This is a genomic window from Sandaracinobacter neustonicus (assembly GCF_006385875.1).
Lineage (GTDB): Bacteria > Pseudomonadota > Alphaproteobacteria > Sphingomonadales > Sphingomonadaceae > Sandaracinobacteroides > Sandaracinobacteroides neustonicus.
In genome coordinates this window covers 64,273-80,630 of the sequence record NZ_VFSU01000024.1, presented here as the reverse complement: position 1 = coordinate 80,630, position 16,358 = coordinate 64,273, and the positions used below count along the sequence as shown (strand labels likewise).

Annotated in this window: 13 protein-coding genes; 2 read left to right on the top strand and 11 right to left on the bottom strand. The window is 66.6% G+C overall.

Going from position 1 to position 16,358, the window contains the following annotated elements:
* Position 1: 1 nt before the first annotated feature.
* From FJQ54_RS09090 to FJQ54_RS09050, 9 genes are all read right to left on the bottom strand, one after another.
* Complete coding sequence (locus tag FJQ54_RS09090; protein WP_140928106.1) at positions 2-1,369, bottom strand: peptidylprolyl isomerase; 1,368 nt, start codon at positions 1,367-1,369, stop codon at positions 2-4.
* A 120-nt stretch (positions 1,370-1,489) separates the two neighbouring features.
* Complete coding sequence (locus FJQ54_RS09085; protein WP_140928105.1) at positions 1,490-3,706, bottom strand: LPS-assembly protein LptD; 2,217 nt, start codon at positions 3,704-3,706, stop codon at positions 1,490-1,492.
* Positions 3,707-3,756: 50 nt separating this feature from the next.
* Positions 3,757-4,371, bottom strand: coding sequence for a DUF1134 domain-containing protein (locus FJQ54_RS09080; RefSeq protein ID WP_235890379.1), 615 nt, complete (start codon positions 4,369-4,371; stop codon positions 3,757-3,759).
* Positions 4,372-4,411: 40 nt separating this feature from the next.
* Entirely contained in the window at positions 4,412-5,071 is a 660-nt protein-coding gene (locus tag FJQ54_RS09075) for a fumarylacetoacetate hydrolase family protein (RefSeq protein WP_140928104.1), read from the bottom strand.
* Positions 5,068-5,769 carry a ligase-associated DNA damage response endonuclease PdeM gene (gene pdeM / locus FJQ54_RS09070; RefSeq protein ID WP_140928103.1) on the bottom strand — a complete coding sequence of 234 codons (702 nt, stop codon included), beginning with the start codon at positions 5,767-5,769 and terminating at the stop codon, positions 5,068-5,070. The genes FJQ54_RS09075 and pdeM overlap by 4 nt, the downstream gene beginning before the upstream one ends.
* Before the next feature lie 41 nt (positions 5,770-5,810).
* Complete coding sequence (locus FJQ54_RS09065) at positions 5,811-7,310, bottom strand: capsule assembly Wzi family protein (RefSeq protein ID WP_181160072.1); 1,500 nt, start codon at positions 7,308-7,310, stop codon at positions 5,811-5,813.
* Positions 7,310-8,017: a phosphocholine cytidylyltransferase family protein gene (locus FJQ54_RS09060; protein ID WP_181160071.1), complete on the bottom strand. Its 708-nt coding sequence runs from the start codon at positions 8,015-8,017 to the stop codon at positions 7,310-7,312. The genes FJQ54_RS09065 and FJQ54_RS09060 overlap by 1 nt, the downstream gene beginning before the upstream one ends.
* A gap of 30 nt (positions 8,018-8,047) precedes the next feature.
* Positions 8,048-9,157 carry an inositol-3-phosphate synthase gene (locus FJQ54_RS09055; protein WP_140928100.1) on the bottom strand — a complete coding sequence of 370 codons (1,110 nt, stop codon included), beginning with the start codon at positions 9,155-9,157 and terminating at the stop codon, positions 8,048-8,050.
* Positions 9,158-9,239: 82 nt separating this feature from the next.
* Positions 9,240-10,574, bottom strand: coding sequence for a CDP-alcohol phosphatidyltransferase family protein (locus FJQ54_RS09050; RefSeq protein ID WP_140928099.1), 1,335 nt, complete (start codon positions 10,572-10,574; stop codon positions 9,240-9,242).
* 60 nt (positions 10,575-10,634) lie between these two features.
* Here FJQ54_RS09050 and FJQ54_RS09045 point away from each other — a divergent pair, with 60 nt between their 5' ends.
* Positions 10,635-11,465 (top strand): CDP-alcohol phosphatidyltransferase family protein, encoded by an 831-nt coding sequence (locus FJQ54_RS09045; RefSeq protein WP_140928098.1) that lies wholly within the window; start codon positions 10,635-10,637, stop codon positions 11,463-11,465.
* A gap of 21 nt (positions 11,466-11,486) precedes the next feature.
* The gene (locus FJQ54_RS09040) at positions 11,487-13,565 is read left to right on the top strand and encodes a coiled-coil domain-containing protein (protein ID WP_140928097.1); all 2,079 of its coding nucleotides are present in this window, start codon (positions 11,487-11,489) and stop codon (positions 13,563-13,565) included.
* Between the two features lie 808 nt (positions 13,566-14,373).
* Here the strand turns inward: FJQ54_RS09040 and FJQ54_RS09035 are convergent.
* Positions 14,374-14,664 (bottom strand): DUF1467 family protein, encoded by a 291-nt coding sequence (locus tag FJQ54_RS09035; protein ID WP_140928096.1) that lies wholly within the window; start codon positions 14,662-14,664, stop codon positions 14,374-14,376.
* A 34-nt stretch (positions 14,665-14,698) separates the two neighbouring features.
* Positions 14,699-16,354, bottom strand: coding sequence for a ribonuclease J (locus tag FJQ54_RS09030; RefSeq protein WP_140928095.1), 1,656 nt, complete (start codon positions 16,352-16,354; stop codon positions 14,699-14,701).
* Between the last annotated feature and the right edge of the window lie 4 nt (positions 16,355-16,358).

Here is a 16,358-nt window from a genome sequence, read left to right as displayed (position 1 = left end):
GTCAGCGGTAGTCGATGACGGCGTCGCGCCTGAGATCTCTCAGGTAGCGGCGGGCCGCGCTGTTCACGCGGGTGTCGTTCAGTTGCCCGTAAACCTGATCGAAGCTGGGCACATTCGCATTGGCCGGCGGATCATCGCGCCCGCACAGCACCAGCACGCGCAGGCCGTCCTGAGCTGAGCCGAAGGGCGGTGTCGCCGCGCCGATCGGCATCTGCCCCAGAATCTGCTGCAACTGCTGCGGCAGATCGCCCATGCGCAGCTGATCGTTGGAGACAATCGCCGCGCCGATGGAGCGCGCCACTTCATCGGCCTTGCCGCAGCCGCCCATATTGCGGGTTTTTTCCTGCATATTGGCGGCCAGCTTGCGCGCCTCTGCCTCGGTGATGTTGTCCGGCAGCGGCAGCGTCATCTGCTTCAGGCTGAGGATCGCGGCAGACGGATCGGCAGACAGAACCTGCCGTTTATCCACCAGCGCGATCACCGTAACCCCGCCCGGCACCGGCACCGGATCGGAGACGCCGCCGCGCGGCAGCGCCGTGACGATCCCCTGCAACGCTGGCGACAGCTGTTCGGCCCGCACCCAGCCCAGATCGCCGCCCAGTGCGGCGCTGGAGGCTTCGGAGAATTGCCGGGCATAGGCGACGAAGCTTGCGCCGTTGCGCACCTGCTCCACAATGCGCGCGGCATCGGCCATTGCCTGCCCCTGCGTTTCCGGCGTGGCCGACAGGAAGATTTCGCCAACACGGAACTCGTCCTTGCCCTTGGCTTCCTCCAGCTTGCGGATCACCGCCTGGACTTCATCGTCGCCGACGTTGATGAACGGTTCCACCTTGCGCCTGAGCAGACGGTTCCATGTGATTTCCGCGCGAATCTGCTGCTTGATGGACGCCGGCGAGGAGCCGTTTTCGCGCAGGAAGACCTCGAACGCCTCTTTCGACTGGCGGAAGTTCGCCGCCACGCGCGAATAGGCCTGCTCCACTTCCTCTTCAGGCACCTTCACTTCATTCTGTGCGGCTTCCTGAATCTGCAGCTTTTCGTCGATCAGGTTGCGCAGCACCTGCAGGCGCAGCACTTCCTTTTCCTCGTGGGAGACATTGCCGCTGTTGGCGATCATCACGAGCGCCAGCCGGTGATCGACATCGGTATCGGTGATGATGTCGCCGTTCACGATCGCGGTTGCCTTGCGGACGTTGGGATCGAAGGTGCCGAACACTGTGATGTCGGGCAGTTGCAGAGCGGCGGCGGCGGCATGGCGCTGAGAGGCGGTCTGCCCGCCACCCGTCACCTGCTGAGCGTTGGAGGCCAGCGGAACCGCAGCCAGCACCGCCACTGCAACGCCGCGGCGGCAATATTTCTGAAAAGTCGTCATTCGGGCCGGACGATCCTGTGCAAACAATCCCTCAAGCCGCCCGCATAGACGAGCGGCCATTCCGGCGCCAGCACATAAGGCATCCTGCCTGAACCGGCGATGACACGCCCGAAATGCACGCTAACCCAGATTTCGCAGCGCCAGCGTGAACAGGATGGTGTCGCCCTGCCGCGCATTGGGGTTGTCGATATAGTTGCGCTTCCACGTCAGGCCGAAATCGAAACATTCGTCGGTATAGCTCACGCCCAGCCGGGCGCGGATCGGCTGCCAGCCGTCGTTCGTGGTCAACGGGTCTTCGGCGGTCGAGGTGAGGTCGATCACGGTGGAGCCGAAAACCGCCCAATATTTGCCGAAGGCCACGCGCGCGCCCGCCCGCACTTCCTCGTGATCGGGCAGATCCTCCAGCGCGATGTTGCGGTTGTATTTCAGATAGCCGACAGACAGGAAGGAGCGGCGACTGCCGATCGCCAGGTCCGTCTCGTTGCGGCGAATGGCAAGGCTGTCTTTGTCCAGCCGCAGGCGCTGCGTCACCTCCACATAGCGGCCGATCCGCACAGAGGCGCGGCCCACCACATCCGAGACGCGGCCGGCAAGGCCGGTTCCTTCGGGGAACAGATTGTCCTTGTCGTCCAGCCGGTAGCTTTGGCCGACCTGCGCCTGCACCGCGATTCCGGGCTTTTGCCAGCGCCAGTCCACGCCATAGGTCATGCGCGCGCCGCCCTCCCACCGGTCGTAGCCGGGGAAGCGGTTCAACGCGAACAGATTGGATTCCTCCAGATCGACGGCGCGGCTGTCCTCGTTGGGGATACTCTCGTTCGCGGTGGCGGTGGAGGCGACGAACTGCAGCCGGGGTGAGAGTGTTTGCGTGCCGCCAAAGAAGGGGCCTGCGAACGGCCATTCCATATCCACCGCCGCCAGCGGGATCAGCCGCGCCTTCCAGCCATCGCGCCCGGCGTAGAAGGCGATATCGGCCTCGCTGCTGTCGCTGGAGGTATACACATCGCCGCGCACCAGCCCGGTGAAGGTGATGCGCTGGCCCAGCGGCGTGAGCAGGCTGCGGTCCCATTGCGCGGACGCCAGCGCTCGCGCCATGGACTGCCCTTCCCGCCGATAGAGGCCAAGGCTGTTCGCCTGTAGCAGCACCGAGCCGCCCAGCGGGGTTTTATCCGGCAGTCGCCACATGAAATCCACCAGCGGCAGCACGAACGGAGACAGCTTGCCGTCCACCCCGCTCGTCAGATCCTGGAAGGCCCAGCCGCGCACCGAGAAATACCGGTTCGGCTCGAACCGCTCCAGCGCGTAAGTGGTGCGCAGGCGGGAATCCAAGCTTACCTGATAGCGGCCGAGGAAGTTATCGTCGTTGGTGAGGCGGCTGGAAAAGCTGGAGCGCCAGCCGTCGCCATGTTCGATCTGCCCGCGCGCATCGAACGCCCCGCGGAAGCGCGCGCCGGTGGTGACGATCTCGCCGGTTTGCGAATCCTCCGCCTCGCCCTTGGCATAGGTGCCCATCACGCCGATCTGGATCGGCCCGCCCGCGAACAGCTGGCGATACTGCGCCTCCACCATGGGCACCACATTGGTGTAGACATGGGTGGTTGCGGTGAAATCCTTGCCCGGCGCGATGGACCAGTAATAGGGGATGCGCAGTTCGCCGCCAAGTTCGCGGGTATAGCGCACGTCCGGCGAGAGCAGGCCCGACTGGTTGCGATCGAACCCGTCCGGATGCGAGAGGCGCGGCAGCGCCATCACCGGCACGCCGAACATCTCCAGCCGCGCGCCGGTGTAGAACACCCGGCCCCGCGCCGGATCATGCACCACCTTCACCGCCTTCAGCTGCCACACCGGCCGGGTGGGACAGCCCGCATCATCCACCACGGCGCAGGGCGAATAGGCCGCCCGGTTCAGCGTGGAGAGGCCGTTTTCCCGCTTGCCGTCTTTCGCGGCGAGGCGGCTGCCATCGGCCAGAATCAACAGCACATTGTCCACCGCGCCATCGCGCAGGGTTTCCGTCAGTTCGAAACCGTCCGCCACGGCGACAGTGCCGTCGCCGCTGTCCACCCGGACATTGCCGCTGGCGGACACCGTGCCGAGCTTGCGGTTATAGACGACCGTGTCCGCCGTCAGCCGCTGCCCGTCGCGCTGCACGGCGACATTGCCCTCAGCGGTGATGACATCCAGATTTTCATCGTAAGAGAGCGTGTCCGCCTGAAACTCCACCATCGGCGTCGCCAGCGCGGGCGCGGCAGACGGCGGCCCCGGCTCCTGCGCATAAGCGGCAGACGCGAGCAGCAGCGCCAGAACAGACGCGGGAAGGGAGGTTCGGCGAAGCATGGCCATCGGCGGCTTTAAGGGCGTTCAGGCGGCGCGTCGAGTGCCATGGATGCGGCTCAGAAGGGAATTACGCTGCCGCCCTTGGTGTATTTCAGATAACCGACGTTCGCGCCCAGCCGCCAGCCCGCGCCCAGCCGGATCGGCACAAGGATGATATTGCCGCGCTGGTGGTAATTGGCGGAGACGCCGCCGATCAGATAGGCCTTGCCCTCCACCGCCGGGAAGCGCTGATACAGCTCCTCGCTGTCGTGCAGATTGTAGACCAGCACAAAGCTGCGCGAGGCGTCGCCGCCGACATCCGGGCCGACGGACGGACCGGTCCAGTAAACCGGCCGCTCGCCCTCGATCTTGGAGAACAGCTTGCCACTGCCATAGCGCAGGCCGACGATGAAGGCGCCGCTGCCTTCGCGGCCAACGATATAGGCGGTGGGCTTGCCCAGATCGGCGAACACCTTCTGGACCACCATCGCCACCCCTTCGGTGGCCTCGCCGAACGCGCCGTCTGCCGCGGCCGTGATCTCGCCGATCTCATAGGCGGCGGCCTGCGCATCGCCCTTGAAGCTGCCGTCGCTGGGCGGCGGCGCAGGGACAGGCGCAGGCGCTTCGGCCTGCGCGAGCGCTGCGGCGGGGGCTGCTGCGATCAGCAGGGCGGAGAACAGGCGGACCATCATAAGCGCAGACCCTCGCATCTCAGCCTGAATCGCAGATGAATCAGACTTCCGCCACCACCGGGTTGCGGAGCACCGGGATACCGGAAACCTCCACTTCCACCACATCGCCGGGCCGCATCCAGCGCTGCGGATCGCGCTTTTCGCCCACTCCGCCGCAGGTGCCGGTGGCGATGATGTCGCCCTCGCGAAGCTCGGTGAAGGTGGAGATATAATGGATCAGCGTTTCGGCATCGAACAGCATCAGCGAAATGGCGGTGTGCTGCAGCACCTCGCCGTTCAGCCGGGTGGTGAGGCTGTGCGACTTGTAATCGCCAAACGCGTCGGCCGGGATCAGCTCCGGCCCGATCGAGCCGGACGAATCGAAATTCTTCCCCGGCGTGAACTGGGCGGTGTGCCGCTGCCAGTCCCGGATGGAGCCATCCAGAAACGGCGTCCACCCCGCCACATGCGACAGCGCCGCTTCGCGCGAAATCCTCCGGCCGGGCTTGCCGATCACCAGCGCCAGCTCGCCTTCATAATCGAAGCGCTCGGATTCCGGGGGCAGCAGCAGCGGCTCGCCCGCGCGCACCAGAGAGAAAGGCGTGCGCATGAACAGCATGGGGTTCGGGCCGCTTTCGCCGCGCCCCATCTCGTCGCGGTGGGCGGCGTAATTCACCGCTGCACAGAAAATCCGCGCTTCAGGCTTCGGAAACCAGCTCATTCAACCATCTCCCCTTTCGCGGCATTCACCTGCACAAAGCCCTGCTCCAGCGCCACCAGTGCATCGGGCGCGCGGCCCAGCGCCTGCACAAAGGCCGGGTCATCCACGAACAGGCCGCCCGCATAGGCCCCATAGGCCGGAAGCACCAGCCGATCCCCGGCGCGCGCCATGCAACGACGCGCGACCTGCCGCCCCCCGCGCAACGGCACCCGCACCTTGGGGTGGAAATGGCCGCTGATCTCCGGCGCGGTGCAGCCCGGTTCCGCCTCATGCCGCAGCCAGATGCCGCGCAGTTGCAACTCCACCTCCGCCGTGCCGCCCAGCCCTGCCCCGCTGTCCCCATCATGATTGCCGGTGATCCACAGCCAGTCCGCCGCTTCGAACAGTTGGCTCAGCAGCTCGCGCGCCGGTCCCGGCAGACGGCCCGCACCGCGTTGATCGTGGAAACTGTCCCCCAGCGCGGCCACCCGCCGCGCGCCCGTGCGGCGCACCGCCGTCAGCAGCCGCTGCAACGTATCCTGGCTGTCATGCGGGGGCAGCAGCCAGCCCTTCGCGGCGAAGGCAGAGCCCTTCTCCAGATGTAGGTCCGCCACCAGCAGCATCTGCTCCTCTTCCCAGAACAGCGCGCCGCAGGGCAGCGCCCGGAAGCGGCTGTCGCCGAGCTGCAAAAGCGGGAACGAAAGGGAAACATCGCCCATGCGCGGGCTGTAGCCAGATGGCCGCGCCACCGCAATCCTGTTCAGAAACGCGTCGTCCAGCTCAACTCGCCCTGCACCCATGTCGGGTCATAATCGGGCGTGTTCGGGCCGTTCTTCTGCAGCCGGGCAGACGCCTTCACATCGCCCAGCTTCGTCGGCCAGTTCACCCCGCCTTCCACCTGCACGATTTCCTCGCGGTTGCGCGAGATGCGATATGCTTCATAACTGTGCAGGTTCAGGATGATGTGCCGGGCAGAGAGGTTCCAGCGGCGGTTCTTCGGGTCTGTCAGCGCCCAATGCACCGTCATGCCGCGCGCATCCCCGTCCAGCGAATGGCCCACCGGGCGGCGGCCATAGGTCCAGCCGTCATAATAGATGAAATTGTTGTAGAGCGACCCGGGATAGGCCTTGCCGCCCATCAGCCGGCCCAAGAACTTGGCAGCCTGACTGTCCACATATTCAAAGCCCGCATCCAGCAGCGCGCCCTTCTCGCCCACCGGGCCGGAAATGCCAGCGCCGATCTGGCGGCCAAACTGCTCGATCAGGATATTGTCGGCATCTTCGGCGACGGTGGAAAAGTGCAGCTTTAGAATCTGCCCGGTTTTGCCGATCGGCCGCTTATAGCTCATGTCGAACCCGGCCAGCTGGTTGCCCGGCTCGTCCAGTGTGCCGGTGTTGTCGAAATCGCCGAAGCCGATCAGCGCCTTGGCAATGGTTCGCGCGTCACAAGGCCGCCCGCTTCCGCACAATTGCAGCCCACGCACCAGACCGATCTCGAACCATGGCGTCGGCTGGAAGGCCAGCCGCATGCCGATCATCGCCGGATTGTCCCAATCCCGCTCCTCATTGGCCACGCCCACGAACATGTCGAAGGTCGTCGGCCCCAGCCAGCGCAGCACCGGCGCGTCGATGCTGAACGGCTCCAGCCGCCGGAAGCCCACACGCGGGAAGGGTCGCGCGCTGGTAGAGAACAGCATCGCGCCGTCCTGTCCTGCCCCCCACCAATTGTCCATCCAGCCACCGTAGATCGCCCAATTCTGCCCCACCGTCAGCACCACCTGCGTCGGATCGGGGGAAAAGCCGTTCTTATGCTGCGTCGCCTCTTGCCGGTCGGTGCCGTCGCTCTGCCATGTCGCGCCCCATTGCACATAGAGCGCGCCACGATCATGCGCGGCGGACACGCTGACATCACCCTGATTGCGCGCAACGCGATCGAAGGTGCGCACCAGCGCGGCATCGTTGGTGACGGATGCGCGCACTTCGTAGGTGGTGCGCTGATTGTAATGATCGGATAGCGCGGCCACGCGGTTCACCGCCAGCAGCAGGTGCGGCGGCAAAGCGGGATCGCTGCGCGCCCGTTCGATCCCGCGATCGATCTGCGCCCATGGCAGCGGCCATGCGTCCACCGGGCCGACGATATAGCCATGCGCACGCAGCAGCTCCACATCGGTGCGCAACCGTGCATCGCCGGGCGCGGCCAGCGGCGCGGCCAGCGTCGGGGCAGCCAGCAACAGGCAGATCAGGGCCAACAAGCGACGCATCAGATTCTCCATTTGCGGCGCGCCAGCTCCAGCGCCCGGGCGTCGTCCACGTCCAACCATGGGGCGTCGCCGATATCGATGGCCTCGGCAAGCCCCAGCCGCGCCAGAACGGCCACGCCGTCAGACAGGGAGGGGGATTTCTGCTGCCGCAGCGCTTCCACCAGCTCCGGCCCGATCAGGAACAGGCCGGTGTCATAAGCGTCATACACGCAAAGCCGCTTGCCGATGGCCCGAATCGCCCGGCCCGCCGTGCGCACCCGCGTGACATCGGCTTCATCCACCCACGGATGGCCCAGCCGCCGGTCCACCGCCAGAGACAGCGGCGCGCGGGCCTCCGCCACCAGCCGCGTCGCCAGCAGCGGATCGATCAGATGGTCCGACATGCATAGGAAGCTGCCCGGCCGGATGCTGTCTGCCGCGGCCAGCACGGAGACGCCGTTCGGGGCAGACGCCCAGTCCGGGTTGCGAACGGCCTCGGCGGGAATGGGTGAACGCGGCAACACCGCCTCGATCTCCGCCGCGCGATGGCCCGTCACCACACTTGCCCCCGTCGCCCCGGCCGCCGCCAGAGACGCCAGCACATGCAGCAGCAGCGGCTGGCCCTGCACTTCGGCCAGCGGTTTCACCGGCTCTACGTCAGACATGCGCGAGCCTGCCCCCGCCGCAAGCACGACGGCATGACGACCGGCCGGATGATCATGGCTCATCGCCATCCCCTGCCCTGTTCGCGTGACGGCTTAGTGTCGGGTTCCCGCCGCCCCGGCGATGAACGCCTCCAGCGCTTCATGCGCCGCGCCGTCCTCAATCTGAACCGGGGGGTGTTTGCAGAAGGCTGCTGCCGGCGCTTCGATGATGCCGCCCTGCCCGCGCGACCGCGCCAGCGCCGCGCAGCGCACCAGATCGATGGCGACGCCCGCCGAATTGGGGCTGTCCTCCACCGAAAGACGAAGCTCCAGGTTCATCGGCACGCCGCCGAACAGCTCGCCCTCCATGCGCAGGAAGCAGACCTTGTTGTCATTCTGCCATGCGACATAGTCAGACGGGCCGACATGGATATTCTCGTCGTCCAGCCGCCGGTCGGTGGCGGACTGCACCGCTTCCGTCTTGGAAATCTTCTTCGATTCCAGCCGCTCGTGCGAGAGCATGTTCAGGAAATCCGTGTTGCCGCCGGTGTTCAGCTGATAGGTGCGCTTCAGCCGCACGCCGCGCCGGGCGAACAGCTCCGTCAGCGTGCGGTGCACGATGGTCGCGCCCAGCTGCGCCTTGATATCGTCCCCGATCAGCGGCACACCCGCGTCTGCAAAACGCTTCGCCCACGCAGGGTTGCTGGCGATGAACACGGGAATGTTGTTCACGAACGCCACGCCCGCCTTCAGCGCGGCTTCGGCATAGAATTCCGTCGCCTTCTGGCTGCCCACCGGCAGGTAGTTCATCAGCACATGCGCGTCTGCCCGCTTCAGGCTTTCCACCACGTCCGCAAGGCTGGGTTCAGCCGCGTCAGACAAGCGGAAGCTGCGGTCCTCCGCCGCCTCCAGCATGTGCGGGGCCACGCCGTCCAGCACTGCGCCCATCTGCACGATGGCACCGGTGGGGGCGACATGGTCGCAGAAAACAGCGGTGGAGTTGGGCTTGGCAAAGATCGCCTCGGCCACGTCGCGGCCCACCTTGCGGCGGTCCACGTCGAAGGCGGCGACCACGCGCAGGTCTTTCGGGCGCCAGCCGCCCAGATCCCAGTGGCTCAGCCCGATGGCCTCGTTGGCGCCGCCGTTGGAATAATGGGCAATGCCCTGCACCAGCGAGCTGGCGCAATTTCCAACTCCCGCGATCGCGACATTGATCGGCGTCATTCGGCCTGTCTGTCCTTCTGTTCAGGCGCTCGAACCATCCCCCCAGGGGCCGAAGCGTCAACAATCTGCAATGTGAAGGGGCTCACCTAGCCCCCGTCTGCTGCTTCGGCAAGAAATCATAGGACGTTCCGGCGAAATTCGCGCGCACCTCGTCGCTCACCTGTTGCCCATAATCCCCGATCGCCTTCAGCAACCGCCAGTGGGAAATGGCGAATGTCAGCACGGCATAGCCCAATATCATCAGGAAACCCTGCCACCACAGACCGAAGGCAGCGAAGGGCAGCAGCGTCCAGAAAAAGGTGTTGCGTCGCCCGCCGATCAGGCGGAACCGGCGCTCGAACGGCCCCCAGTCATCCAGTTGCTGACCGGTGAAGCGGCGGAAGAATTCGCCGGAAAGCGCCTCTGCCAGCGCGAAGATGATGATCCCGCCCGCCGCCAGCCATGCCGCCAGCCCGTGCGTTTTCGAAAACCAGAAGCCCAGCGCCAGAATCCAGCCATATTCCAGAACCTTGTCCAGCACATGCTCCAGATCGCCCCATCTGGAATATTCGTGGCGGGTGCGCGCCAGCTTGCCATCCACCCCGTCCAGCGGCCCCACCAGCAGCACGATCGCCAGCGCCCACCACAGATGCCCGGTGGCGAACAGCCAGATCGCACCCAGCCCCAGCACGCCGGTCGCAATGGTGATCATGTTGGGTGTGACCGGCGTGTTCAGCAGCAGCCGCACCAGCGCATTTTCCACCGGCGGGTGAATGAAGCGCGCAGGCCAGTCGAGGCAGCCCTTCTGCGCAGAGGCCAGCAGCACATCCGTGCCCGCGGCGCGCTCCGCCTCTGTTTCCGGCATGGCCCAGATCAGCGGCACGTCCCGCCGCCGGTTGGAGACATAGGCCGGGATCGATTCCACCGCCACGCGCGCCGCGCCCGATTCGCAAGCCGCCCGGATCAGCGTGCCGGAAAGCTCCCAGTCGCCCAGCCCGGCCGCCACATCCTGCACCAGCGCAGCGGGCAGCAGGGCCGCGCCCGCCCAATGACTGTTGGCATCCAGCCGCTGCGCAGCCGACGGCGGGGGGGCTTCGAACACCGCCAGCAGCGGTGCCTGCCCTTTCAGCAGCGTCGGGATCAGCCTCTCATCCGCCAGCAGGCCGGGGGCCAGCATCAGCACGGGGCGCTCTTCGTCCTCCAGCGCCTCGACCAGCGCGGCCTCTGTCGGCAGGCGCACGATCCGCGCATCGTCCGACAGGCGCGCACCCAGATCGGCCGGAAGCGCGGGCGCGACGAGCAGAAGCTGCGCCGCCCCCGCCTTCAGCGCCATACGGCACTGCCGCTCCAGCAGGCTGATGCCGCCCACCTGCCCCAACCCCGCCGGTTCGGAGCCGCCAAGGCTTTCGCCCACCATCACAAGCGCAAGAAATTCCATCGGCCACGTCCTTAATGGCACAGCAGCGGGCTTGCCAGCCTGCCGCCGCTTTTGCGAAGGATGATCGGCGATGACAGGCGCACGCCCCCCCGAAATCGAGACGATTCCCAATCGCTTGCTGATTCACGCCTGTCGCGCGCACTGCTGCCCGGCGCGATCCGGCTGGGGCTGCACCCGAATCTCGTCACGCTGGCCGGGCTTGGATTCGGCCTGTGCGCGGGCGCGGCCTTCACCCGCTGGGCCGATCCGCGCTTTGCCACGCTCGGGTTCGGGCTGCTGCTCTGCTGGCTGGTGATGGACGGGCTGGACGGCCAGCTGGCGCGCGCCACTGGCAAGAGCAGCGACATCGGGCGGCTGCTGGACGGGCTGGCGGATTATGCCGCCTTCGTCGCCACTTATCTGGCGCTTGTGCTCACCCATCCGCGTCCGCTTCTGGCGACAGGGCTGGCGGCGGCGGCGGGCGTGGCGCATGCGTTGCAGGCGCAATTCTATGAGGGCGAACGCGCGACCTATGTGCGCCGCCTGCGCGGCCAGTTCGAAGCGGTGGTCCGCCCGGAAACCGGCGGGCCGTTCGAACGCTTCTACAACCGCGCAGAAGCGCTGCTGGCCAACCGCACCCGCCCGTTCGATCAGGCACTGGCCGCCACGCCGCCCGAACAGCGGCAGGCAATGCTGCAGCAGTGGCAGCCGCGCGCGGCTGAGACGCTGCGGCTGATGTCGCCGCTCAGCGCCGACGGGCGAGTGATCGTGATCTGGCTGGCGCTGCTGATCGGCGAGCCAATCTGCTATTGGCTGTGGGAGATTGCAGGTCTCAGCCTGTTGGCGCTTGCCGCCAACGCGCGGCTGAGGCAGGCGGAATCCACGCGCACCGATGTTGCGGTGCGGGATTGAGGGGCGAAAAAGTGAGGGGCCATGTCTGAAATCACCACCGTCCGCCTTCCGTTCGTGATCGCGAGCCTGCTGAGCCTGCTGTGGCTGGGCTTCGGCGTCTGGGCAATGACGGCCGATGGCACCGGCCCGCACACCATTTCCGAAGCGGTTCAGCAGGTCGGCATCCTGCTGATGCCCATCGCCGCCATGTATGCGCTGGCCTCTGCGCTGCAGAACCGCGAACATATCCCCGTTCTCGACAAGTCCGATGCGCTGGAGGAAACCGAAGCCCGCGTGTCCGGCGCGGCCGCGCGGATCGATGCGCTGAAGGAATCGCTGAACAAGGATCTGGGCCTGCTCGCCTCCACGGCAGACCTGCTCGAATCCCGCTCACGCGAGGCGCAGCGCCTCGTGTCGGATCTCACCACCGCCACCAGCGGCGCGCTGGAAGCCAGCCGCGTGCTCGAATCGGTGCTGCCTCAGGCGGCCTCCGCCGCCGAACGACTGCGGCTGGCACTGGGCGAAACCGGGGCCGTCGCGGAAGCGCAGGCAGACCGGGCGCAACAGGCAGCCCGCTCCGTGGCAGACGGGCTGGACGCGCTGAGCGCACGCGGCGCGCAATCCGCCGATCAGCTGTCGCAGGCGCTCGCCACGCTGGAAGCGCAGGCAGACCGCGGCCGCAGCCAGAGCGAGGCGGGTATGCGCGCCATCCGCAGCGAGGCCGACAGCCTGTTCGAGCTGCTGGAAAACACGCTGACCGCCAAGCGCGAAGCCGCCCGCCAGCAGGGCGAGGCGATGTCGGCGCAGATCAACGAAGCCTATCAGCGGCTGGACGCCATGGGCACCGCCGCCACCGCGCAACTGGGCGAACGGCTGCGCGAACTCGGCAATCAGGCCGAAGCCATCGAAGGGCGGCTGAAGGCGCAGGGCGCGCTGACGGAAAGCCTGTCCGCCTCTGCGGAACGGGCGTTCAAGCTGCTGGACGCCCGCTTGCAGCATAGTCAGGATACCTCGGGACAAGTGCTGGAGCGGCTGTTGTCGCGGGTGCAGGGGGTGAATGGCGAACTGGGCCGCATCGCCGAGCCGCTGAAAGACAGCCAGGCCGCCACGCAATCGCTGGAAACCGCCGTGAAAAGCCTGCGCGAAACCGCACTGCAAACGGTGGACGTGTTGGGCGAAACCCTGCCCGCGCGCACGGTGGACGCGGGGCGCGCCGCCGAAACGCTTTCCGCCGAGCTGAACGGGTTGGTCAGCGCCATCGACAAGGCCCACAGCAAGGCTGCGGCGCTGGCCGCCCCCATCGCCGAAAGCCGCGCCGCGCTGGAAGCCGCGAGCCTTGGCTATGCCGCCCAGCGCGAGGCGATCGAGGCTGCCGGACAAGCACTGGTCGCCGAATTGCAGCAGGCCAGCCGCCTCATCGGCGAAGTGGAGGAACAGACGCGCGACACTTCGCTCGCGGCCGCCACCCGTCTGGTGGACGCCATGGCCCGCGTGCGCGATGTTGCCACGCAAACCACCGGCACCATGCGCGAAATGCTGGACAATGTTCTGTCTGAAGCGAAGGAAGCACTGTCTGACGCGGCCGATGACGCCATGCGCCGCAGCTTCGCCGAGCCCATCGCGGAAAAGGCGCGCGAAGCCGAAGCCGCTGCTGCATCCGCCGCAGAACGCACCGCCACCAGCATGGCCGCACTCGCCAACACGCTGAAGCTGCTGGAAGAACGCTCGACAGACCGGGTCGTGCAGTTCGAGGAGGCGCGGCAGGCCGAACTGCTGGCGGCATCGGGCGTGCTGACGGAACGGCTGTCCGACGCCTCCGTCTCCATCGCCTCTGCGCTGGGAAAGCCGATGGACGATGCGGACTGGGCGCAATGGCGCAAGGGCGAGCGCGGCCTGTTCAACCGCCGTGCCGTCGCCCTGCTGGACAAGCGCGAAGCGAAGGAGCTGAAAGACCTGATCGCCCGGGACGACAGTTTCGCCAGCGCCGCACGGGATTACACGCGCAGCTTCGACGCCCTCGTGCAGCGGTTCGAGGGGCAGGCCCCGGCGCTGGCGGCAGCCCTGCTCGGGTCCGAGCAGGGGCGGCTGGCGGCGGCGCTGAGCGAAGCGCTGGAGGGGTAAGCGGACCTCCACGCGTCACCCCGGACTTGATCCGGGGTCCAGCTGTTCTTCGGCGACGTTGCAGTTGAGGAGGCTCTGCCCCCTCAAACTCCCCCGGCAGGGGAATGATTCCCCTGCACCCCCGAACTTTTTGCTTAGCCCCTCCCGTTGACGCTTCGCGTCAGCTTCGCTTCGAGGGGAGGGGTTGGGGTGGGGGCCATCCGCTCGGCGCAAGGTTGGAGGCTTAATGCCTGCGGCGCTTCGGGGGGTGTCCCACCCGCCTCTCCACTCGTCGCCCAGGACTTGATCTGGGGCTGCGCTTTCGTCTCCGACGTTGCTGCAGAACAGCGGGACCCCGGATCAAGTCCGGGGTGACGGTTGGGGTTGTGACGAGCGCTGGTTTATCGCCTGCGGCGCTTTTGGGTGGGCCCGGTTATCCCTTCGCCCGCTCAGGCTGGCCCCACTCCGCTCAGGCTGAGCTTGTCGAAGCCCTTTGTGGGGTGAGTGGGGCTGAACCGTTGCGCTTTTGCGTTGGGGGCTTCGACAAGCTCAGCCTGAGCGGGTTGAGGGGTGGGTTGGGGTGGCGGTGGGTTTTTGAGGTGGTGGTTTGTGGGGAGGTTTGTGGATCAGGCCAACCGGTGACACCCCCTCTCCATCTCTCCCCCTTGCAGGGGGAGAGAGCTGCGTAGCGCCGCAGGCAATGGAATCTGATCACCTGCACGGCGCTGGAGTTGAGCCGCGACGTGAATTTCGAGGGTGCAGGGAAATCATTTCCCTGCCCGCCGGAGGCAAAAAAACCTGCCCGCTCGGCCCCCTCCCCCCGCCGCGGCTAAACCGGCGGCAGCGAGCGGCCGGATTTTGGCAGCAGGGCGTCCAGATCGGCGCGGGTGATCCATCCGGTGTTCCAGTTCAGCCAGAACAGGCCGAAGAACAGGGCGGAGATCAGCGTGGTCCACAGCAGCTTGCGCGGCAGGGAGAATTGGTGTGGCGCGCTGTCGGCCTGCCCGGGCACTTGCGCCTCGCCCAATTCGCGGGAGGTGCGCACGCCGTAGGGCAGGACGAGGAACAGGGTGAACACCCAGAACAGCATGTAGATGGCAAGGGCCGAATACCAGGGCATTACAGAATCCGGGGCATCAGGGGGCTGCGCGCAATCAGATGCTGATGATCTGCACTTCGGTGGGCGGCTTCTTGCCGGTCCACTGGCGGGCGACGCGGCGGACGGCGATTTTCACTTCGTCTTCCAGCCTGCGGCGGTCTGCCATGCCATATTTTTTAAAGGTCGCTGCAGCGGCATCGGCGGCTTCGGCGAGGAAGGCTTCCTCATCCTCCTCCACCGGCACGCCTTTGGCGATCACGCGCGGCTCGGCGGCGAGCCTGCCCTTGCCGGCCACCACCAACGTCACCAGCATCAGGCCGGACCATGCCATCTTGCGCCGGGCGGCGATGGTCGCGCCGTCGGCGGGCAGGATCACGTCGCCGTCCAGCACGAGGCGGCCATGATGTTCATGGCCGATCACCTGCGGACGGCCGGGCGCGAGGCGGATGACGGAGCCGTTCATCGGCACGATGGCATCGGGCACGCCCCAGCCGCGCGCGAGGCGGGCATGTTCTTCCATGTGCCGCCGCTCGCCATGCACCGGCACGGAAATCTTCGGCTTGATCCAGCTGTACATCGCCTCCAGCTCCGGGCGGCCGGGGTGGCCCGAGACATGGACATGCGCCTGCCTGTCCCCCACGATCTCGATCCCGCGCGCGGCCAGCGCGTTCTGCACCTTGCCGATCGCCAGTTCGTTGCCGGGAATCTGCTTGGAGGAATAGACGACGAGGTCACCCGCCTGCAGCTTGATATAGGGGTGGTTGCCGTCGGCGATCTTGGCGAGCGCGGCCTGCGGCTCGCCCTGCGTGCCCGTCACCACAATCAGCAGCGATTCCGGCGCGGCATCGCCTGCGGCATCCTGACTGAGCGTTTCGGGGAAATCGCGCAGGTAACCGGTGGAGCGGGCGACGGCGATGATGCGATCCAGCGAGCGCCCGGCCACCACGAGGCGGCGGCCGGTCGCCTTGGCGACTTCGCCCAGCGTGTGGATGCGCGTGGCGTTGGAGGCGAAGGTGGTGACGACGACGCGGCCGCGCTTGCGGCTTTTCACCAATTGCATCAGCCCGTCGAACACCTGCGATTCACTGCCCGATGGCTCGGCGTTGAAGACGTTGGTGCTGTCCCCCACCAGCGCCAGCGTGCCTTTGCCGCCATTGTCGCCGATGGCGGTCAGTTCTTCGGCGGAGGCCGGGTCGCCCAAGATGGGCTTCGCGTCCAGCTTCCAGTCCCCGGTGTGGAACAGGCGGCCATAAGGCGTGTCGATCACCAGCGCATTGCCTTCGGGGATCGAATGGGCGAGCGCCACATAGCCGATCCGGAACGGCCCCAGATCGAAGCTGCCGCCCATGGGAATGATGTTCAGCTTCACATCGTCGGCGATGCCTTCCTCCTCCAGCTTGCGGCGGATGAGGCCGGCGGTGAAGGGGGTGGCATAGAGCGGCACGCCCAGTTCGCCCGCCAGATAGGGGATGGCGCCGATATGATCTTCATGGCCGTGCGTCAGGATCACGCCCAGCAGATCGTCGCGCCGCTCCTCGATGAACTGCAGGTCCGGAAGCACAAGGTCCACGCCGGGCAAAGACGGGTCGGCAAACGTCATCCCGAGGTCGCACATGATCCACTTGCCACGGCAGCCATAGAGATTGACGTTCATGCCAATCTCGCCGGACCCGCCCAGAGGCAGGAAAATCAGTTCGTCACCGGGTGTCAAAACG